This is a genomic window from Peristeroidobacter agariperforans (genome assembly GCF_004138335.1).
Lineage (GTDB): Bacteria > Pseudomonadota > Gammaproteobacteria > Steroidobacterales > Steroidobacteraceae > Steroidobacter > Steroidobacter agariperforans.
Genome location: NZ_RYFW01000008.1, coordinates 120,872 through 140,125, shown reverse-complemented (window position 1 = coordinate 140,125; position 19,254 = coordinate 120,872). Strand labels below are relative to the sequence as shown.

Below are 19,254 nucleotides of genomic sequence, written 5' to 3'. Positions count from 1 at the left end.
CACTATCGTGGTGGAACCCGGCTCCTCAGGCTCAACCGATATTTGCAAGCGGCAACCGATGGACCGGTTGGGGAAGCCTGAGACCCCCGCGAAGCTGCGCCAGCAGTTCACCAATCCGCTAAACAAGGGCTGCAGGCATTCCGGCGCGCATCGAAGCCCTAGCTGCATTTCGGAGCGGTCGCAGGCAAGGGCGATGTTTGTCGCCACCAAGCGTGCTCTTGTTTTCAACACAATGGATTCTTGGATCCGCAGGAGCGGTTAAATTAATAAGTCCCCTGTGCCGATGTGACGTGACGGATGCGTTGGGATCACGTCATTGTCCAGCAAACTGACACGTTGCTGCGCATCACGCGGCGAGCAAATTCCGTGACTATTCGACCGAGTCTCAACGCTCCCGTAGGTGCATGCTTTGTTCGTCAGCGTTCAAAGCCTGGGTGTTTCGCCGAAGGGATCATCATGCCAGGTGAGCGGGGCATGGAGTTATCAACAGTTGTTCGTGGAAGTTAGTCGCGCAGGTGACAAAATCTGTCTTGGGAACGCAATTTTTCTTAAGTACGTGAGTCGAATCGGCTCCGCAAAGTACGGATGCAGGAGCATTAGCGGATAGGTCAGCATTGGTTGGAAGCTGCGACATCTTAGACTGAGATATGGAGAGGCGTTCGTTAGATCGTGCGCCGCGTTTGGGAATTTGAGTGAGCAAAATGGACCTGAGAGAGAGGATCGTGGTGCCGCGTGGGCTCAGGCGGGGCGAAGTTTTATCTGAGCTTCATCCCGGGATCTAAGTCACGGCCGATTGCAACAACAGCGGCTCTTTATCGCGCTGCAAGGTATGCGGCCTGTCAATAGATGCAGGGGGCCGCATGCACTGTCAGCCGGTCATATGCCGTATAAAAAGCAACCACGGATCAGCGGTGATTGCGCTATCAGCTCTCGCACGCGTGGCGTGCGCGCCCAACGTCTGCTCGTCCTCTCATCGTCCGAAGATCGCGCCGGTCAGCGGCAATCGCCGGAGCGTGAATAGCTTTGTACCAATTTGTTGGGCGTGTATTCTCTTGGGCGGCCTTTCAGGTGCGGTGAACGCCGAAACTTCGCACGAAACGTTCGACATGACGGGAGTCGAAGTCGCATGCAGCCTCGGGAAGGTGGCGAACGAAAGGGCATTGAACAAGGACGTTCGCTACTCGAGCGCGAGAAGCCACGCCACAAACCAGCTACGGGGCGTTGAGAAGACGCGACGGGTGGGAGAGTGGCGCGTCTACGGTGGAAGCAGTGGTAACACGAAGTATTCAGAACTAACGCAGATTAATCGAGCGAATGTTCGCAATCTCAAAGTAGTCTGGCGTCACGACTCTGAAGAACTGGGAGGGTCACAGTCAAGCCCGATCATGATCGGCTCCACGCTCTATACATACACCCCCCAGTTGAAAGTGATCGCATTGGATGCAGCGTCCGGGAAATTGCGTTGGCAATTCGACGCGGGTGTGCGCGCATCCGGGCCGTCACGTGGCGTTGCTTTCTATGAGAACGGAGGCCGTTGTCGGATCCTTGCGGGGGTTATGAATCTCCTCTATGCACTAGACCCCAACACCGGCGAGCGAATAACGTCGTTTGGTGAGAATGGCGCGATCGACCTTCGCAGGGGATTGGGTGGAAAAATTGAGGATCACTATGTCGCCATGACGTCACCGGGGGTGATCTACAAAGATCTCATTGTTATAGGCTTCCGAACTTCGGAGACCATGCCGGCGCCGCCCGGTGACATCCGCGCTTATGATGTTCAGACTGGGGCTTTGCGCTGGGTATTTCGTACGATTCCTCAGCCCGGGGAGTTTGGCGCAGACACTTGGCCGGCGGACGCAAGAGTGAGAAGCGGCGCCGCGAACAGTTGGGCGGGCTTCGCGCTGGATGATGATCGTGGAATCGTCTATGTACCCACCGGATCGCCCGCCCCAGACTTCTATGGGGGGGATCGCAAGGGCGATAACCTGTTTGCCAATTCGCTCGTGGCCCTCGATGCAGCCACTGGCAAGCGCCTGTGGCACTTTCAGCTGGTACATCACGACGTTTGGGATCGAGATTTGGCCTCTGCACCCACATTGCTGACGGTAATCCGCAATGGCAAACGTGTTGATGCCGTGGCGCAGCCGACGAAACATGGCTTTGTCTTTGTTTTCGACCGAGTGACCGGAGAGCCTCTGTTTCCGATCGCGGAGCGCGAAGTGATGGACTCGAAGTTGCCTGGTGAGGTGACCGCCAGAACTCAGCCTTTTCCACTGGCGCCGGAGCCGTTCGCACGCCAACGGCTGACGGAAGCGATGCTAACCAAGCGAACGCCGGCCGCGCGTATTTGGGCTCTAACGCAGTTGCGAAAATTTCGCAGCGAAGGACCCTTCGCTCCGCTGGGGCTCGGGGAACAGACTGTCGTTTTTCCAGGTTTTGATGGAGGCGCTGAGTGGGGTGGGGCAGCGGCCGACCCAAGAACGAGCGTGTTATACATCAACTCGAATGATATTCCATGGACCGGCGGACTTATCAAGGCCAATCCCGACGGCGCCATTGAGTCCGCGATATATCAGGAACAGTGTGCCGTTTGTCATGGGGTCGATCGGCGCGGTTCGCCGCCGGCATTCCCTTCACTTATAGACATTTCAGAGCGCCTGAACGAGGAGAATACAGAGGAGATCATTCGTCGGGGCAGGAACCGGATGCCATCATTTGCTCATCTTCCCACGCCGGTAATCAAGGCCCTCGTCGCTTATTTGCGTGATGAGCCCACGCCCAAGTTCTTATCAGTAGCAGATGTACGAGAACTCTCACCACCCGAGCGTGTCGAGCAGCAGAAGTACACGTTCACAGGGTACAACAAGTTTCTGGACCCCGACGGTTACCCTGCCGTGGAGCCGCCCTGGGGGACACTTAGCGCGATAGATCTCAACACAGGAAAATATCGCTGGCGCGTTCCACTAGGGGAGTATCCGGAACTTGCGAAGCAAGGCATCAAGAATACAGGGTCGGAGAACTATGGGGGACCGATTGTGACGGCGGGTGGGTTAGTGTTCATCGGAGCAACCATCTACGATCGCAAGTTTCGTGCTTTCGACAGTAGGACCGGCGGTCTGCTTTGGGAGGCGGAGTTGCCTTTCGCCGGCACGGCGACCCCAGCAACGTACATGATCGGCGGAAAGCAGTATGTGGTCATTGCCACCAGTAACGATAAGAATCGTCGGGCGAAACAGGGAAGTGCATACATCGCCTTCGCGTTGCCTTGAGAGGCAGAGTGGTGCTGGATCCGATTACCTCTGCGTGACTCCGTCCAAGCGGGGAGAAGCGCGGACCATGCCCGGGCTGTTATGCGCGGCATGCACGCAACACAATTGTTGCCGCGGAGCTGGACAAGAAAGGTGCGCCAACTTCAGGTATCTCATGTATGAACTGTCGCGCAGGAACATAGAACGCCGGCGCCCTCATTTATCGTGCCCGACGGGGCTGCGCGACATCGCCGGCCCGTTGTGAGTGAACCCGAGATACTCCTGTACGATATATAGAGGGCGATTCTTGATCTCATGGTAGATGCGTCCGATGTATCCCCCAAGGATACCGACGCTAATGAGCTGGATGCCTCCGATGAAGAGGATCGCAATCATCAGCGCCGTCCAGCCTTCAACCCACGAATTGGTGAACAGGCGAAAGAATACGGCGTAGCAGATACCAAGCAGTGCCAGAAAGGCGCAGGCGATTCCCATTGCTGCTGACATCTGCAGAGGCTTTCTGGAGAACGACAGGATGCCGTCTGTCGCAAAGCGGAGCATCTTTCGCAAAGGATATTTGCTTTCACCGGCCACGCGCTCCGCACGGGAATATGGTAGAGCGATCTGATGGAATCCGACCCAGCTCACCATGCCGCGTACGAATCGATCGCGTTCCGGCATCGCACGCAGCGCATCCACCACGTTACGGCTGATCAGGCGGAAGTCGCCGGTATCGAGCGGAATCGGAACATCTGATAGCTTGTTCAGTAGCCGATAGAAGCCGCGCGCGGTGGCGCGTTTGAAGGCGGACTCGCCTAACCGTTCGGTCCGCGTGCCATAGACCACGTCGTAGCCCTCACGCCACTTGGCGATCATCTGATGAACAACTTCGGGCGGATCCTGGAGATCTGCATCGATGATAACGACCGCATCGCCGCTCGCTGCATCGACTCCCGCGGTCACCGCGATCTGGTGACCGAAATTGCGGGATAGGGCAATCACTTTGATCTTTGAATCCTCGGTCATGAATTCCTTCAGCAGTTTGAGAGTGCTGTCGCAACTGCCGTCGTCGACAAAGATCAACTCCACATCGAGATCATTCACCTCGGCGCAGAAGGCGCTGAGCCGCTTCATCGTTTCGGCGATTACCTCCTCCTCGTTGTAACAAGGAACGACTATCGAGAGCAGTTGACGACTGCCCGGCTCCGCCGAGCTGTCGACAGTTGTATGCAGATCTCGAAGGTGGACTCCAGTGCTGAGCAGCTGAGCCACGGGATGGGAGCCGATATGGCCCTTGCGGTTGCTTATGGCAATAGTGTCTGACATTCGCCGCACCCTTTTGCTTGTGGCCGTTCCCACTTCGTACACCGGGAACGGCTGTATTTCCGGGCCGTATGGTCCGACCGACTTGGGAGCGCGCAGGCTATTGATCTATTGGCGCGTGGCAGTATCACGGTCCCAAGAGGGGGGGCGTGTCAATGTTGGACTATTCACCTAGCGTGTTAGCTGCTGGTGGCTCATCCAAACTGAAAGCTGGTGATGCGAACAATCTATGGGGCCGCCGCGGAATCCGACGCACTTCATCGCGCCTGGGATTACAGCTCATACAGCGAGCCGGGCCGACGATATTTCTCGAGCAGCAAACATTCGATCCATTGTGGGGGCGCAAAGATCCGGATGCAGGCGCCTGGTTCCCGGAGCAGGCGTTGGAGCTTGCGAAGAAGGCGGTGCCGCGTTTGTGAGCGTGTCGGCGGCGCAATGAATTCCTAGTCGAGGCTGAGCAATTCGCGCAGCCTTGCATCGATGAAGGTCACGTCCGCCGGATTCACGCCGAGGCCGCCGGCGAAGTGGCCCCAAACGGAAGGGATGACCTGGAGCGTGGCGTTCGGCATGTGTTGAACTTCCAAGGCGCTGTCCTCCGGCGGGAAGTACAAATCGGTCTGGCTCGGCATGACGACGGCTTTCGCCGAGATGGTTGCCAGCGCCGCTGCGTAGTCCCCATTGAAAACATCATTGGCACTGATGTCCGCGTTCTGCCACGTCCAAAGCATGGTGAGCAGGTTGTTTGCGTCTTGCGAGCGGAATGCTTCTTCCCAGAAGCGCACGATATGCTCTTCTAACGAGCTGAAACCGAGCGCCGTACGATCGAGTTCCGCCCGGAAGAAAGCCTGCGAAAAACCCCAGCCTGCGTAGACGCGAGCCATCGCGCGCAGGCCGCGCTCTGGGTGGGCGTGGAACCAACCGTCCTCGAACCCCGCGTCGGCGGTCAGTGCCGCGCGCACACCCTCGATGAATACCGAGGTGTGACGGGCGCAGCGTGCAGCTCCGCAGATGGGCGCGATTCTCGCGACCATCTCGGGATATAGCGCGCCCCAATGGAACGTCTGAATCGCGCCCATCGACGTGCCCACGGCCAGCTGCAATCGTTCAATGCCCAGCCTCTGCGTCAACAGCTGGTGCTGCAGGCGAACGTTGTCGCAAATCGTAACCGGGGGAAATCTCCCGGTGGTATTGCTGGGCGAAGCTGACAGACCGTTGCCGAGCAGGTTGGGGCAGACGATGAAGTATCGTGATGGATTGAGCGCCTTGTCCGGGCCGATCAGCCACTCGTTATGAGTGTGATTGCCCGCAAACCAGGTCGGAAACAGAATAGCGTTATCCCTGCGCGCGTTGAGTTCGCCGTAAGTTTTGAAGGCGAGCGTGCAATCGTGCAGCTCCCGGCCGCATTGAAGAGAGACTCGCGGAAAGACCTGCACGTCGTAGTCGATAGTCATGAATGCCGACGGTGGTGAGCTGGAACAGGTCTGCATTCTTACTCAATCGAACTTGAGAGCGTGGCACAGCAGATGTGCCTGGCGCTCATCAATCGCGCTCATGGCAATTCCGCCACGTTTGTTACTCCCACTGTTCGATGCTTTGTCACTATCCTTTCTCATGACCCACCGACGATTGGTGAAGAGGGATGACGACGCAGATCAGCGGGACGCGGGAAGCGTGCTGCGCCTCGTGCCGCCGCCAGGACGAGTTATTCGAACCAGCCGTGCTGATCGTGTTGGCTGAGCGCCTGCGAGTCACGGGCATAGAGTTCTCCGCAGCTGACCTGGAGCGGCCGCCTCCAGGCAGCCGGTCCCAACGCCGCCGCGTGCTTCAAGTCGCGCAGGAGCTCGAACATCGCTACGCCGAGGCGATCTCGGTGGATCTGATGGCGCAGGCCGCCAATCTCAGCCGCTACCATTTCATTCGAGTGTTTCACGCTCTCACCGGTGAGACGCCGCGACAACGACTCATCGGCATACGATTGCGCGCGGCTGCGGATCGGCTGATCGCGACTCGCCAGCCGATCACCAAGCTCGCGTTGGAAGTCGGCTTCAACGACATCTCGCACTTCTACGCGACCTTCCGCAGAGCTTTCGGCATGAGTCCGCGTGCATGGCGTCGCGAGGCCGAGAAAGGATCGCTCTCGCGACGAACAGGATAACTAACGAGCCGCCGCGCGAGGCGGGGCCACGTACACGGCGCGAGCCGCGTGGACTTTCGCTTCGTTCGCCTCCGCCCATTGAATCATCGAATGGAGTGGGCCGAGCAGTGAACGGCCAAGCGCGGTGAGCGAATATTCAACCGCGGGCGGAACGGTCGCGTGCATGTGGCGAGCGATCAGGCCATCTTGCGCGAGTCGCTGCAAGGTTCTCGCGAGCATGCGTTGAGAGATATCGCCGATGCGAGCTCTGATAAGGGAAAAGCGCAGCGTCCCTTCTTCCAGCTGACACAGCACCAGAACGCTCCAGCGATCGCTGAATCGATCCAGCACGTTTCGGACCACACAGCGTTCGATTTCTCCTGCATCTTGCTGACGCGCTCTCATCATCATCCTCCTGCCGGTAACACCGGTGTAACCGAGTGACCGCGCCGTCATCTCTTACCAAGCAGCTGCGGTGCGGATAATGTTAATTCATGAACACAGCCATACCAAACATTCTGGTGCTGGGCGGGACCGGCCGCGTCGGATCGCACCTGCTCAGGCATTTGGAGAGTCGCGCGGCGCAGGGCAAGGTGAATGTATTCGCGGCGTGCCGTCGCATCCCGGACGGTAGCAGCCGTGGAGGCGATTCGGCTTTTGGCAGGCAGGTGAGGTTCCGACATTTCGATTTCGATCGGCTCGATACGTATGCATCGGCGCTCGCGGGCATCGACCGATTGTTCCTGCTTACGGGATACACGGTGGCGATGCTCGAACACAGCAAGAATCTCATCGACATGGCTCAGGTGGCCGGCGTGTCACATATAGTGCACCTGGGCACGTTCCATCCGCCCGGCGGACCGGCGAGCCGCGGTGTGCGCCATTTCGTCTGGCATCAGCTGGTGGAGTCGTACATCGAGCACTCTGGCCTGAGCTTCACCCATCTGAACCCGAACACGTTCATGCAAAACTGCATCGGTGCGGTCGACCAGCATTCACTGCGCATGTTCTTCGCAGATCAGCGCATCGGACTGGTCGACTGCAAGGACGTAGCTGAAATCGGTGCACTGTCGCTGCTCGAACCGGATCGTCACGCGGGCAAGCGGTACTTTCTATCCACTGAGGCGCTCACGATGGAGGAAGCAGCCGCAGTTCTCTCTCAGGAGCTCGGACGCGCGATCAAGTACCAGCCACTGTCGCCTGCGGAAGTGAGAAGCCTTCCGCTGGCCGGCCTGATCGAGCGATCGTACTTTGAATGCATCGTGGACATCGCGGAAAAGATGCAACGCGCGGAGCTGCCGGATTTTTCCCAGACAACCACCGACTTCGAACTTGCTAGTGGTCATGCTCCGACTTCATTCAGAGAGTTTGTCCGACGAGAAATCGACGCGTTCGCGGCTTAGGTGCCTATCGAGCTAGGTCGCCGGCTTCTTCCATCATGCGCAACAAATAGCATGATGTCCGCCGCCGGCGCGTTGCCGCTCAATGCTTCTCGTGCGTGAGACACAGGACGTCCCGATATGCGCACAACGCGTCTATCAGCGGTTTCTCGGCCATCAGGATCTTGCTCTTTTCCGCCTGGCCGATGAGTTGGATCACGTAGCTCTGCTCGGGTATGCCGTGCTGATCAATGAATGGGTTCTGCAGACTCGCGAAATCGCTGAAATCCGGCTTGGCCCCGAGTTCCTCGTTGCTGACGAAAGGTGCATAGAACATCAGATGCGGCATGGCCATGGTGTGCACTTTCAGGTCTGGAGGCGCGACGGCGCGCATAACCGGGCCAACCATATAAGCCAAGCCGGCTTTCTCTGGCGCCTTATAGGTGCGTTCGCGGTACCGCTTGGCGATTTCAGCCTTCAGTGCTTCAGCACCCATGCCGCGGGCGCGCAGCGCAGCCGCGTCCATGATGACTTTCAAGTGCGTTTTGGTGCCCGCGGCGTCGTAACACACGGGCCAGTAGATGTCGTTGCGAAAGTCGCCGTACTCCCATGCCGTACGCTGAACGACACAATTCAAACTGCTGGTCCCAAGCTTGGAGATGTAGTAACCCTTCGCTGGATTGAGCAGATGAACCGTTGCTTGCTCGCGTAGCTCGGGCGGCACGGCACTCAACGCGAACTGAGTTTCCAGCTCGGCCGGCATCCGCTCGAGAGTCGTCTCGTCAGCCTGGCTGCTCGATGTGACAGCCACGCTCGCAAGAGCGGCAGCAAGCAGTGCCGGGGCCCACGTGATCTTCATTGCTCCATCTCCATCGTGTGCATTTGGGAGTGGGCAGCCTATATGCCGTGCGCGAGATGATGGGAGTGACAAATGTGGCGGGATTCGGATGGGGTACGACCGGCACGCACTAATAAGAAACAGGGTAAACAATCAGGGGAAATCGCGAGGTTGGCGCGAGGAATTTTATAGAGAGGAGGGAAGGCTGAGAACGGAGCCGATTCCAGGTTCAGTTCTATAGAGTATTTTTTCGGCGCTCTTGTTGATTGCCTGCAAGCAATTGGGCCACGTATCGCCGGATTCGCGGCGGCGTTAACTTCGCTGAGAGCTCTGTTCGTTGGTTATAGTGGCGGTACCGAATGCGCTTGCTAGCTGGTCGAGCAGTCGCATGGATTGCAACTTGGGCATCCAGTTTCCATAACTTGACTAATCCTGTATGGCTGCATGGACATCTCGCGTGCGAACTCCATTGTGGTCCGTAGACTCAGGGGAGAGTCGGACAGTGCCCAGGCTACTCCGTCACCGAGCTCAGTTCTAAATCAATTTACCGCTTTGGAGTTCACCTGATGCATATCCTGGCTCGTCGACTAGCTGCAGTCGGTGTCTTGGCTGGGGCGGCCGCGGCGGCGGCGGCGGGCGAGCCGGCCGTCCCCATTAGGCCATTTCTGGATTGCGCAGGTTCGCGAGCCTACCACCTACACCTCCTGAAGAGCTCAGGCCACGACAGGACCGACGAGCTACAAAAGTTGGAAGATCAAATTCAGTTTTATCTTCAGATCGCAGAGTCACTTAGCCAACGCACTTTACGACGGGAGTTCATAGAAGCCTCTGAAAGTGAAAAGCAGAACGCGGAGAAAGTAATCAAAGCCGGAGGCAGCAAGGCCTACTTGGCTTACGACGCGGATCGCCAAACGCAGTGCGCCAGCCTCGTGAAGCGTCATCAGAAAGAGATCATGAAAGCCGCTGACAAACTGTATGAAGGCCAGGCGAAGCGCTAGAGAGCGTTTGCAGCTGACGCTCGGACCCCGGCGCGGCGTTGCGCTATGAACCGATAAAGCGCTTGGGTTCGGCAGTGCTGGGCACTTCCTCTCCGCCGGGGGGGCAGTTCCAGAAGAGTCTCTGGCCGGCGGCTCACGCGGGTTGAGTCCGGGCGTTGCGTCGGCAATGGTCGCGCATGGAACCATCCGCGTGGAGCGCGAATTCAGGAAAAAAGAAGCCGCGAGTAGGGGAGGACCTGTTGGAGACTGCGCTTGCCATCGGAGGGTGGCTGATGATCGGCGCCAGCTTGCTGCCGCTTTCGCGGTCGGATGTCTGGTGGGTCCGCATCTTCGAGTTCCCCAGGCTGCAGCTGACGCTGTGCTTCCTCGTCATCTTCGTCATGTACGTGTTGGTGCGGGAGGATCCGAGTGCGGCTGACCATGTATTTCTCGGATTGCTGGCCGCATGCCTCACTTATCAGCTCTGGCGCATGTATCCGTATACGCCGCTGGCGCGCGTCGAGGTCGAACGCGGCTCCAGGCGCGATGACGAGAGCGCGGTAGGTATCCTGATTTCCAACGTTTACATGGACAATCGGAACACCCACGTGCTCCGGGAGCTCATCGCCGAGAATGACCCGGACCTGATGTTGTTCGTGGAGACGAACGCCTGGTGGGAGCAGGCGCTGAGCGACCTTCAGGACAACCATCCGTTCACCGTTCGCAGCATCAAAGAAAACACGTACGGCATGCTGTTATTCAGCCGGCTCGAGCTGAGGAACGCGCGGGTTCAGTTCCTGGTCCAGGACGATGTGCCTTCCATCGCCACCGAGGTGCTGCTGCCCTCGGGCAAATCGATTCAGCTGAGATGCGTGCACCCTCGACCGCCCGCCCCTCAGGAGAGTGACCGCAGCGCGGAGCGCGACGCTGAGCTCCTCATCGTTGCGAAGGAGATGCAGGGCTGCGACGATCCCACGATCGTTGCCGGAGATCTCAACGATGTTGCGTGGTCGAGGACGAATACTCTCTTCAAGCGCATCAGCGGCCTCGTGGATCCTCGCGTAGGCCGCGGATTCTTCAGCACGTTCAACGCGCGATGGCCGATGCTCCGCTATCCATTGGACCACGTCTTTTGCTCGACGCAGTTTCGCGTGCTCGCCTTCAAAGTGCTCAGGAACTGCGGCTCCGACCACTTCCCAGTCTTCGCGCGGCTGAGCTTGGAACCCTCGGCGACCGCCGAGCCACGTGAGCCACCGCCATCGCCTGACGATCAACAGGAGGCGCGTGAGAAGATTAATGCGGTTGAACCGCGCGGTCGATGAAGTTGTCGTGGTCGAGCTATAAACCGGGAATACGTGCGCGCAGGAGGCGGGCTTGACGGTCGCTGACTTCGATTTGGGTCTGGGCGGAATCTGCCATGATCAACACAAACCCGCTACGCCCGTCGGTCCGAATTTCGCGTACTGCCTTTAAATTTACGAGCGTAGAGCGATGTGCTCGAAAGTAATTCGCGCTCGAGAGTGCGCTTTCCAATTCGCCTAACTGATAGTTGACCCAGTAGCTGTCCCCTGCGGTTCTGGCGCGAACCATGCCATTATCCATGTAAAAGAAGACGACCTCACGCGGGTCGAGCAGCAACAGCCGGTCGAGCCTGCGCACTACGATGTGCTCCAACTGCGGGCTGGCGCTGGACAGTGCAGCTTCCACGTTTTTGTCATTGAGCTCACGCTCTTCGACAAAGCTGTGGAGCCGCCAGGCGCGCTCGATCATGACATGCAGGCGTTCTGTTTCCACTGGCTTCAGGAGATAGGCGACTGCGTTCGCCTCAAACGCCTTGATCGCGTATTCATGAAAGCCTGTGACAAAAATAATCAGCGGGATTGTGGAGCAGGCTGGAAGCGCGCGCAGCACATCAAAGCCGTCCAAGCCGGGCATCTGGACATCCAGGAACATCAAGTCCGGTCGAAGACGCTCGATCTCCTTTACAGCTTCCACTCCATCCGCCGCTTCGCCACTGATTTCTACACGTCTGTCAGTACTGATCAAACGGCGCAAGCGCAAACGCGCGCTTGGCTCATCATCGACCAACAAAGTGCGCATGCAGTTCGTCATGGTATATCGGCCGGAATGATGACCAACGCGCGGCTGCCGCCCTGGCTAACGTTCTCTAGCACCAAGCTGGCACGATGGCCGTAGATCGTTCGCAGTCGTTCGCGGATGTTGCGCAAGCCGACACCGTTCGCACCCCGGGGATGCACAGCGTCGATCGATTCCGAGATGCCGACGCCATTGTCTTCCACGGAAAGTGAAAGTGAATCGGCGATGCGATCGGCGCGAATGATGAGCTGGTTGTCACCGCGTTTGGCCGCCAGCCCGTGTTTGAGCGCATTCTCCACGAGTGGCTGCAGAATGAGACAGGGCACAGTGGCCGCAGCGACGGCGTCGCTGATATCGAATTCAATGGTCAAGCGCTCTCCAAAGCGAACTTTCTCGATTTCCAGATAGGTGCGCAGGAACTCGACCTCCTCGTGCAGCGAGGTGAACGATTTCTCGGAATGCGTCAGCAAGTGGCGAAAAACCCTCGCGAGCCGAACGATCATCAACTCCGCCTTTTCCGGGTCATGCGGGATGTGCGCGGCGATGGTATTGAGAGCATTGAAGAGAAAATGCGGGTTGAGTTGTGCACGCAACGCGCGCAACTCGGCGGAAACGACCTGGTGGACGAGCTGCGCTTCGCGGCGGGCGCGTTCTACGCGGTCGCCTTCGCGCTCCAGTGCCTCGAGTCTTCGGCCGACAATCACCGCCACCTCACGTAAGAACTCGACATCGACGGTCATCACAATATGTTGCCTGGACCGCGAGCTCACCATGAACACATACGGCCTCTGATTCCCCACCATGATGGGGGCCTGCACCGCATCGACGGCGCGTGCATCTTCAGCTGGTGCGGCACTCGGCTGAATTCGCACGTCCAGCATCCCAAGGGTGCGGCCGATGAATTCTTCGGTCGCGGCAATCACCTCGGAGACAGACTCCAGCGGCGCCAACCTTTCTCGCAGCTCTGCGGCGGCTTGCCGATAGTCTGGTTTGCCGAAGATAACGCGTTCGACGATGGCATCAGTCAATCTCGAGATGCGCTGGAAAATGAGCACCACGAGCCCGATCAGAGCCGTAAGTCCGATAGCTGTAAATGCGAGAGGCGCGGTAGCGCCCGCTGCCATGGTATGGATGGGCCCGAGGGTAAGGATGGCTGCAGCCAGCGCGAGAACCACAGCCGCAAACAGACGCAGGGTTAGTTTCAGGAAGACATCTACTGCGCGAAAGCGTGCGAAGTAGAATAGCGAGCCGATCAAGATCAGAGTCACGCCTTGTTCCTTCGCAACGAGGAGCAGCGAGTCGAGGGATTTCGACAGAGCGAAGAAATCACGCGCCACGATGCTGGCCGCACCGATGAACAGACCCGCCACGAGCGTCCACACTGAGAACTGTTGGAATCGCCCCCGGCTCTGATTCCGCAGCAGCAGCCAGACTCCAGCCGCGATAACCAGGAAGCCGTTGTACGAGAGCGCCCTATGAACCGGTCCCGTTGTCAGCGTGTCCCTTAGGACTGAATCGGCGTCCAAGCGCGGCACGATCCAGACTGCTGCAAAACCGGCGAGAACAATCAGTGCGGCAGTGATCATTGCCAAGAGGAACAGAAGTTTGCCGAGATGACGCCTTTGGGTCGACAGGCCCTCGTCATCGAGCCACATGCCAACCGCGCTCATTGGCAGGAACGCAGCCGCTGCAAGCCGAAGCGTTCCTGTCATCTTGCCCGCCGTTCCGGGGTCCCCGGTGAGAGAGATACCGCCGAGCATCAGGCCGCCGGCAGAGAAAATGAGTGCGCAAGCTGCATACAGAATGCGCGCTGCTCGACCTTTCTCCTGCGAACGCCAGGCCAGGCTCGCCAGAAATAGCGAGAGAATGGCTCCGACCCCGCAGCCCACGATTTGAGCGATTACAAAGAAATTAGCCATTTGTACGCAACGATGCTGCGAACCTGAGACCCGCCAGGCGAACGATGCAGCAAGTCCAGCACAACCGCAAATGGCGGAGGAGTGCAGTTCGGCCGCAGCCGTGCGCTCAACCGCGTTTACGAAGCGCTCAGGCGGCCTTTTCCGCGCTGACACGATTTCGGCAACAGTAAGCCCGGCCCCCAATAGCATCCGTTTGTACACGGGAGGACGCAGTCGTCCTCGGAGGCTTCTATGCACATCATTGAGTCAAGCTGTCGAGCCACGCTTGCAGTTTTTTTTTCCTGCGCAACGTTTCTCCTTGCCTCTCCCGGCGCGGTGGCCAGGCCCTTTGCCAAAGCTGCTATTGAGATCCAGGGTGGCTCGCGACCGTTGGTTTTAACAGCCTACCCAACCGGGCCCGGCGGCCGGCACATCCTGGCCAGACGCTACGACATTGCTCTCTCGAAGCTTGCGGTTGCCAACCCTGGCTCCTGGTCGCTGACGAACTTATGCGTCATACACACAGCATCTAAAGAGTGGGTAAACGCGCGTACCGCCTGCGATGGAGCCGTGGAAGCTGCGCTTCGGGATCGGAAGCTCGCGTCGTACAAATCTTCATCTGCCGAGCGCGTCCGACCTGATACATACGTCGCGATCGCGTATGCGAATCGCGCGGTCATGTTCCTGTTGTCGAGGGATATCGCGGCGGCACGGCGCGATCTGCTGCAGGCACGCGCCATCAGGCCCCAAGCATCGTACGTGACTGGCAATCTCGAGGCGATACGCGATTTGGAGCATGATCTTCGCAGCTCGACGGAGTGTCCATAAGCACTACTGATCAACCGAGCATTCTGCGGTCGCGGGTCGACACGCAGCATCAAGGAAGGTCGGTCAGCGGCTTGAAGCGAACGGGGCTGGACAACACAACGCTCGACGACGGCTTGCCTATTGTCACTAAGCGATCGACCAAGGCCTCGAGCTCTGCAATGGAGCCAACTGCGACTTTCATGACGGCGCTATGTTCGCCCGTGACTCGGTGGCATTCGACAACCGAACGGATGCCTGCAACGTGTTTTCCCACGTTCGGGCACTCCTCGCCCCGAATTGTGAGATTCACGATCGCCACGATGCCTCGGCCGCACTTCGCGGGATCGACATGCGCGTGATACCCGGTGATCACGCCAGAGTCTTCAAGCCGACGGACGCGCTCGGCGACAGCGGGTGAAGACAGGCCGACGCGACGGCCGAGTTCGGCGAAGCCGATTCGACCCTCACGTTCCAAGTGAGCCAGGATCAGGCGATCGAGGCGGTCCACATTCGAATTCAAAGTCAGGTCCCCTCAGGAACTTAATTTCTGTGTGGAGGATCGAGCATACCTTCGATCGTCCATTCACGCTGGCCGCACCTTAGTGGATGCTTGAGTCCAGTCGGCTGTGTCATCACGAACAAAAGAGGCAGAATGAGCGACAATTCACTTCAACCGATCTATGCTGAAGGCGTCAGCTTCGATGAGTATCTAGGCGGCGTACGAGCGAATGCCGACCGATTTCATCAAACTTATCGGCGGTTCGGGTTTATTGCGTCGGACGCGGACAGTTGCATCTTTCAGCCGGGCGCGCGAGTGCTGATTCTTTGCGAGCCGTACTGTGCTGATTGCGTCATCAATCTTCCGTTCATCGCGCGGCTCGTGGAAGCTTCACCCGGTGCGGAACTGCGCGTGGCAAGCCATGACAAGCACAAGGCTGCCGCTGCGCAATTTCCCGGAAGAGGCGGAGTAAGCCGCATTCCGACAGTCGTCCTGCTCGATTCACGGTGGCGCGCCCTCGGTTACTGGTCGGAACGTGGAAAATCCGATCGAGAATGGATGTCAAATTTCGTTCAGTCTGACCCGCTTCCTGAAATAACTCTCGTCGACGGCATGCCCGTGGGTGATTTCGCTCAATGGCTAGTGCGCCGGTTCACTGGACAACTGCCGGTCTTTTACGAGCGGAACTGGCAGGATGTGCGCGAGGAGCTGCGAGTGTTGGCGAGTTCGACATAGAAGCGCGCAACCTTTCCATTAGTGCGGCCCTTAGGAAGCGGGGAGGTGGAAGACTCGCCGCGCAGTGCCACCCAGAAAATCGGCGCTTTGCTCATCAGTCAATTGCAGATGATCGAGCTCCTTGAGACATTGCGCCGGAGTCAGCATTGGCCAGTTGCTCCCGAACATGACCCGCCGCGACCCGATGCCCTTCATCCAGTCGACGAACGCCGGCGGAAGGCGGTGGAGTACGTAAGCAGAGGTATCGACGTAGAAGTGCTCGAACTTCACGGCCATAGTGGTCAGCTCGTCGATCCACGGAAAGCCGACGTGGCCGCCGACCACAACAAGTTCGGGAAAGTCGAGCATCACCTGCTCGAGATAGGGTATCAGCCGGCCAGTTTCAGACGAACGCAACGGGCCGGTATGGCCGATCTGAGTGCAGAGCGGGACGCCGGCCTCGATGCACGCTGCATACACCGGGTAGTAACGACGATCGGTCGGTGGGAGATCCCATAGCCAAGGCACAACACGCACCGCCACGAACTTCGATCGTTCGACCCAGCTACGAATGTCTCGCACGGCATCCATCGGCCGAAACAGGTCGACACTCGCTACACCCCGGAACCGGCCCGGCGCTGCGGCGACTTGCTCTGCCACTTCCTCGTTGGAGATCAAGCTTCCAGTCGGAGCGTGCCACGCTGAGAGCAGCGCGATGCCGACACCGGCTTCGTCCATGGCCGCCAGCGTTGAGGCCAGCGATTGAGCCCCGGCTTCACTGCGTCGTGTCCAGCGGTACAAGGTCTGCATCCAAGGCTGCCGGCTCATGCGTTCGGTGGTGATCTGCGCCCAAGCATCGACAATCTGCATCTCTCTTTTTCCTCATGCGATGGCCGACTTGTGACTTCGCTGCTCGCGATCCGGATGCTCTCAGTTCGGTAGCGAGCGCGTAAGCGGCAGAATGAACATTTTCATGGCGAAATCGGTCAGCACGCACAGAGGTGCGCCGAGCTGTGCGTCAAGCAATGCGGAGTGCTTGCTTTGCGGTTCGTAGCGTTCTAGCCTGTTCTTATTATGGGATCCCGCATCAGTCCGGCTAACGAGCCTTTTCCGCCAAAGATCAAAAGCGCAATAGAGTCGGTCATGCCGCCGGGCATGGCCCCGTTAACGCTCTTCACTACGCTCGCACGCGATGAGCGTTTGTTCCGAAAGTTCTTCCAAGGTTCCCTGCTCGACGACGGTCACCTCACTGTGCGACAGCGTGAAATCGTCATCGATCGAACCACGGCGCGCTGCGGCTCCGAGTATGAATGGAGCATTCACGTCGCCGTATTCGGTGCACGAGCAAATCTCACGGACGAGCAGGTCCGATCACTCGCGCATGGAAGCGCCGACGATGCGTGCTGGGACGAAGAGGAACGCGTGCTGATCCAGTTGTGCGATGAACTGCACGAGCGAGTCGGCGTTACCGACGAAATGTGGAGGCGCCTGCGGGCGCGGTTCGGCGATGGAGCGATTCTTGAGTTGCTCATGCTTGCCGGCTTCTATCGCACGGTCAGCTACTTGACGAACGTCCTGCAATTGCCCTTGGAACCGAACGTAAAGGGATTTCCGAACAATCCTTGACGTGGTCTAGTGGTGGGCTGCCACGCCGTATAGCGGTTCGCCCGACTACTGCTGACTGCCGCTGGTCGAGCCCCCGAACCGCGAACGATATTCACGAGGCGTCATGCCGACGTGTCGCGTGAACAACTTTCGGAACGAGGAGATGTCTTCGTAACCGCATTGCTCCACGATCGCGTCGAGCGGCGACGAAGTCTCCTCGAGTAAGGTGCGCGCCCTTGAGATGCGCAGCGATTGGATGTAGGTCAGCGGCGACATTCCAAGCACAGCGTGGAAACGACGCGATAGAGTTCGTTCGCTGACGTTCAGATCCTTACAGAGCATTCCTAGCGTCGTCCGGCGCGTCGCATTCGTCTCGAACAGCCTTAGCGCGCGACCCACGATCGCGTCGTCCGTCTGCACGGCGTTGTCCAGCCGGTTCATGAATGGCGACTGCGAACCGCGCCGACGTTCAACCAGCAGGAGCCGAGCCGTTGCCGTCGCGACTCTCGATCCTGCAAATCGCTGTACGAGCGCCAGGCCGAGATGGATGTACGCCGAACCCGCGGCTGCGGTCCAGCGATCGCGATCGATCATCACAAGCCGATCTGGCTCGAGATCGATGTCCGGAAACGTGTGAGCGAACCATGACGCCAGCCACCAACACGTCGTGGCGCGGCGTTGGGCGAGCAAACCTGCGCTCGCAAGAATAGCTGCGCCGCTGCATGCGCTTGCCGTGATGTCGCTGCGAGAAGCGAGCGTGCGCAGTAGCGCATGCAGGCTATGCAGCTGCTCGACGCGCTGAACGAGCTCGGAGACAGATTCGACCCAAACTGGCGGAACGATGACAGCCTCGTAATGGCGGCGCAGCGGTGCTGGAGTCAGCCGCACGCCGTGTGAAGCGCGAACGGGCCGGCGAGTGGTGCTCACGACTTCGCAGCGAAAGTGCACCCCATTCCGGCCCGATTGGCGGCCCGCGATGCCGGCGACCGCAAACAATTCGAGCAGCCCCGCAGTGATCCAGGCGGAGCACCGGTCGTAACCCAGCACCGCGATGCGAATCTCAGAGTTTGTACGGCTCATGTCCGTTCTCGCCACGATGGTGGCGATTATGCCACTTCATCCGATGCGCGACAGGAGTAGCCTGACTGCATGAAAAGCCCCACGACGCCGACAACGCGCGGCCGCCGCCGCTTCGTGAAGTCCGGAATTGCCGCAGCAGGAGTGGGCATCGGCAGCGCGGCAGTTGCTGTCCGGCCTGGCGCAAACGCCGGCCGGCGACCGCTCTATCTCGCCATCTATCGCCCGGGTCCTGGATGGCTCCCCGGAAAGCCGACCAGCGAGCAGCCGTTGCGTGACCACGGTCGCTACATGCTCGAGCTATATCGCCACCACCGACTGAAGTTCGCAGGCGCATTTGCCGATCACTCCGGGGGCGCCGCAGCGTTCGAAGCCGACGACGATGAGGGCGCGCGGTCGATTGTCGCCGCAGATCCGGCAGTAACGATGGGCGTGATGACCTGCATCGTGCAGCGCTGGAATCTGGTCGACTGGGCAAGCCTTGTCTCATCGACTCAACTTGCTACACGGCGGAAGCGATAACCACAGCTGGCTGCGCAAGAGACCTGCGAATTCTTTATGGTTGCTGGACCCGATCGTTACACTTCTCGTTTCACTTGAGCCGTCGAGCGCAAGGCGCGAAGGTTGAGAATGACCACAGTGCTCAAGCTTCCACCAT

Annotated in this window: 17 protein-coding genes; 8 read left to right on the top strand and 9 right to left on the bottom strand. The window is 58.9% G+C overall.

Annotated elements, in window-relative coordinates:
* Positions 1-1,142: 1,142 nt before the first annotated feature.
* A complete protein-coding gene (locus EK373_RS32285) occupies positions 1,143-3,269 on the top strand; it encodes an outer membrane protein assembly factor BamB family protein (protein ID WP_407676236.1) in 2,127 nt (708 codons plus the stop codon).
* Positions 3,270-3,464: 195 nt separating this feature from the next.
* Here EK373_RS32285 and EK373_RS32280 read toward each other — a convergent pair whose 3' ends face one another.
* Both EK373_RS32280 and EK373_RS32275 read right to left on the bottom strand, forming a co-directional pair.
* Positions 3,465-4,574, bottom strand: coding sequence for a glycosyltransferase family 2 protein (locus EK373_RS32280; protein ID WP_129649492.1), 1,110 nt, complete (start codon positions 4,572-4,574; stop codon positions 3,465-3,467).
* A 440-nt stretch (positions 4,575-5,014) separates the two neighbouring features.
* Positions 5,015-6,058: an alpha/beta fold hydrolase gene (locus EK373_RS32275; protein WP_198683825.1), complete on the bottom strand. Its 1,044-nt coding sequence runs from the start codon at positions 6,056-6,058 to the stop codon at positions 5,015-5,017.
* Between the two features lie 152 nt (positions 6,059-6,210).
* Between EK373_RS32275 and EK373_RS32270 the strand changes: the two genes are divergently transcribed.
* The gene (locus tag EK373_RS32270) at positions 6,211-6,726 is read left to right on the top strand and encodes a helix-turn-helix domain-containing protein (protein ID WP_129649491.1); all 516 of its coding nucleotides are present in this window, start codon (positions 6,211-6,213) and stop codon (positions 6,724-6,726) included.
* Here the strand turns inward: EK373_RS32270 and EK373_RS32265 are convergent, their stop codons facing one another.
* Positions 6,727-7,110: a winged helix-turn-helix transcriptional regulator gene (locus tag EK373_RS32265; RefSeq protein WP_129649490.1), complete on the bottom strand. Its 384-nt coding sequence runs from the start codon at positions 7,108-7,110 to the stop codon at positions 6,727-6,729.
* A gap of 89 nt (positions 7,111-7,199) precedes the next feature.
* Here EK373_RS32265 and EK373_RS32260 point away from each other — a divergent pair, with 89 nt between their 5' ends.
* Positions 7,200-8,108, top strand: coding sequence for an NmrA family NAD(P)-binding protein (locus EK373_RS32260; RefSeq protein ID WP_129649489.1), 909 nt, complete (start codon positions 7,200-7,202; stop codon positions 8,106-8,108).
* 79 nt (positions 8,109-8,187) lie between these two features.
* Here EK373_RS32260 and EK373_RS32255 read toward each other — a convergent pair whose 3' ends face one another.
* Positions 8,188-8,943 (bottom strand): hypothetical protein, encoded by a 756-nt coding sequence (locus EK373_RS32255; protein WP_129649488.1) that lies wholly within the window; start codon positions 8,941-8,943, stop codon positions 8,188-8,190.
* Positions 8,944-9,488: 545 nt separating this feature from the next.
* Between EK373_RS32255 and EK373_RS32250 the strand changes: the two genes are divergently transcribed.
* Together EK373_RS32250 and EK373_RS32245 are read left to right on the top strand one after the other, a co-directional pair.
* Positions 9,489-9,920: a hypothetical protein gene (locus EK373_RS32250; RefSeq protein ID WP_129649487.1), complete on the top strand. Its 432-nt coding sequence runs from the start codon at positions 9,489-9,491 to the stop codon at positions 9,918-9,920.
* A 176-nt stretch (positions 9,921-10,096) separates the two neighbouring features.
* Positions 10,097-11,221 carry an endonuclease/exonuclease/phosphatase family protein gene (locus EK373_RS32245; RefSeq protein WP_129649486.1) on the top strand — a complete coding sequence of 375 codons (1,125 nt, stop codon included), beginning with the start codon at positions 10,097-10,099 and terminating at the stop codon, positions 11,219-11,221.
* 16 nt (positions 11,222-11,237) lie between these two features.
* On the opposite strand, the gene EK373_RS32240 is transcribed toward EK373_RS32245, so the two are convergent.
* The 3 genes from EK373_RS32240 to EK373_RS32230 all read right to left on the bottom strand — a co-directional run bounded on the left by EK373_RS32240 (position 11,238) and on the right by EK373_RS32230 (position 15,209).
* Complete coding sequence (locus EK373_RS32240) at positions 11,238-11,999, bottom strand: LytR/AlgR family response regulator transcription factor (RefSeq protein WP_129649485.1); 762 nt, start codon at positions 11,997-11,999, stop codon at positions 11,238-11,240.
* Positions 12,000-12,007: 8 nt separating this feature from the next.
* Positions 12,008-13,915, bottom strand: coding sequence for a histidine kinase (locus EK373_RS32235; protein WP_157994641.1), 1,908 nt, complete (start codon positions 13,913-13,915; stop codon positions 12,008-12,010).
* 856 nt (positions 13,916-14,771) lie between these two features.
* Positions 14,772-15,209: an Lrp/AsnC family transcriptional regulator gene (locus EK373_RS32230; protein ID WP_129649504.1), complete on the bottom strand. Its 438-nt coding sequence runs from the start codon at positions 15,207-15,209 to the stop codon at positions 14,772-14,774.
* Between the two features lie 144 nt (positions 15,210-15,353).
* On the opposite strand from EK373_RS32230, the gene EK373_RS32225 reads away from it, so the two are divergent.
* A complete protein-coding gene (locus EK373_RS32225; RefSeq protein ID WP_129649483.1) occupies positions 15,354-15,935 on the top strand; it encodes a thioredoxin family protein in 582 nt (193 codons plus the stop codon).
* Between the two features lie 30 nt (positions 15,936-15,965).
* Here the strand turns inward: EK373_RS32225 and EK373_RS32220 are convergent, their stop codons facing one another.
* Entirely contained in the window at positions 15,966-16,784 is an 819-nt protein-coding gene (locus tag EK373_RS32220; protein WP_129649482.1) for an amidohydrolase family protein, read from the bottom strand.
* Positions 16,785-17,069: 285 nt separating this feature from the next.
* On the opposite strand from EK373_RS32220, the gene EK373_RS32215 reads away from it, so the two are divergent.
* Positions 17,070-17,540 (top strand): carboxymuconolactone decarboxylase family protein, encoded by a 471-nt coding sequence (locus EK373_RS32215; RefSeq protein WP_198683823.1) that lies wholly within the window; start codon positions 17,070-17,072, stop codon positions 17,538-17,540.
* Between the two features lie 45 nt (positions 17,541-17,585).
* Here the strand turns inward: EK373_RS32215 and EK373_RS32210 are convergent, their stop codons facing one another.
* Positions 17,586-18,599, bottom strand: a complete 1,014-nt coding sequence (locus EK373_RS32210) for a GlxA family transcriptional regulator (protein WP_129649480.1) — start codon at positions 18,597-18,599, stop codon at positions 17,586-17,588.
* A 69-nt stretch (positions 18,600-18,668) separates the two neighbouring features.
* Here EK373_RS32210 and EK373_RS32205 point away from each other — a divergent pair, with 69 nt between their 5' ends.
* The gene (locus EK373_RS32205) at positions 18,669-19,118 is read left to right on the top strand and encodes a YciI family protein (protein ID WP_129649479.1); all 450 of its coding nucleotides are present in this window, start codon (positions 18,669-18,671) and stop codon (positions 19,116-19,118) included.
* Positions 19,119-19,254 lie beyond the last annotated feature (136 nt).

Coding starts and splice junctions, on each gene's coding strand:
- EK373_RS32215 (WP_198683823.1), top strand. CDS start 17,070: ATGGCCCCGTTAACGCTCTTCACTACGCTCGCACGCGATGAGCGTTTG.
- EK373_RS32225 (WP_129649483.1), top strand. CDS start 15,354: ATGAGCGACAATTCACTTCAACCGATCTATGCTGAAGGCGTCAGCTTC.
- EK373_RS32280 (WP_129649492.1), bottom strand. CDS start 4,574: ATGTCAGACACTATTGCCATAAGCAACCGCAAGGGCCATATCGGCTCC.
- EK373_RS32210 (WP_129649480.1), bottom strand. CDS start 18,599: ATGAGCCGTACAAACTCTGAGATTCGCATCGCGGTGCTGGGTTACGAC.
- EK373_RS32205 (WP_129649479.1), top strand. CDS start 18,669: ATGAAAAGCCCCACGACGCCGACAACGCGCGGCCGCCGCCGCTTCGTG.
- EK373_RS32270 (WP_129649491.1), top strand. CDS start 6,211: ATGACGACGCAGATCAGCGGGACGCGGGAAGCGTGCTGCGCCTCGTGC.
- EK373_RS32220 (WP_129649482.1), bottom strand. CDS start 16,784: ATGCAGATTGTCGATGCTTGGGCGCAGATCACCACCGAACGCATGAGC.
- EK373_RS32235 (WP_157994641.1), bottom strand. CDS start 13,915: ATGGCTAATTTCTTTGTAATCGCTCAAATCGTGGGCTGCGGGGTCGGA.
- EK373_RS32245 (WP_129649486.1), top strand. CDS start 10,097: ATGGAACCATCCGCGTGGAGCGCGAATTCAGGAAAAAAGAAGCCGCGA.
- EK373_RS32265 (WP_129649490.1), bottom strand. CDS start 7,110: ATGAGAGCGCGTCAGCAAGATGCAGGAGAAATCGAACGCTGTGTGGTC.
- EK373_RS32275 (WP_198683825.1), bottom strand. CDS start 6,058: ATGCAGACCTGTTCCAGCTCACCACCGTCGGCATTCATGACTATCGAC.
- EK373_RS32255 (WP_129649488.1), bottom strand. CDS start 8,943: ATGAAGATCACGTGGGCCCCGGCACTGCTTGCTGCCGCTCTTGCGAGC.
- EK373_RS32240 (WP_129649485.1), bottom strand. CDS start 11,999: ATGCGCACTTTGTTGGTCGATGATGAGCCAAGCGCGCGTTTGCGCTTG.
- EK373_RS32250 (WP_129649487.1), top strand. CDS start 9,489: ATGCATATCCTGGCTCGTCGACTAGCTGCAGTCGGTGTCTTGGCTGGG.
- EK373_RS32260 (WP_129649489.1), top strand. CDS start 7,200: ATGAACACAGCCATACCAAACATTCTGGTGCTGGGCGGGACCGGCCGC.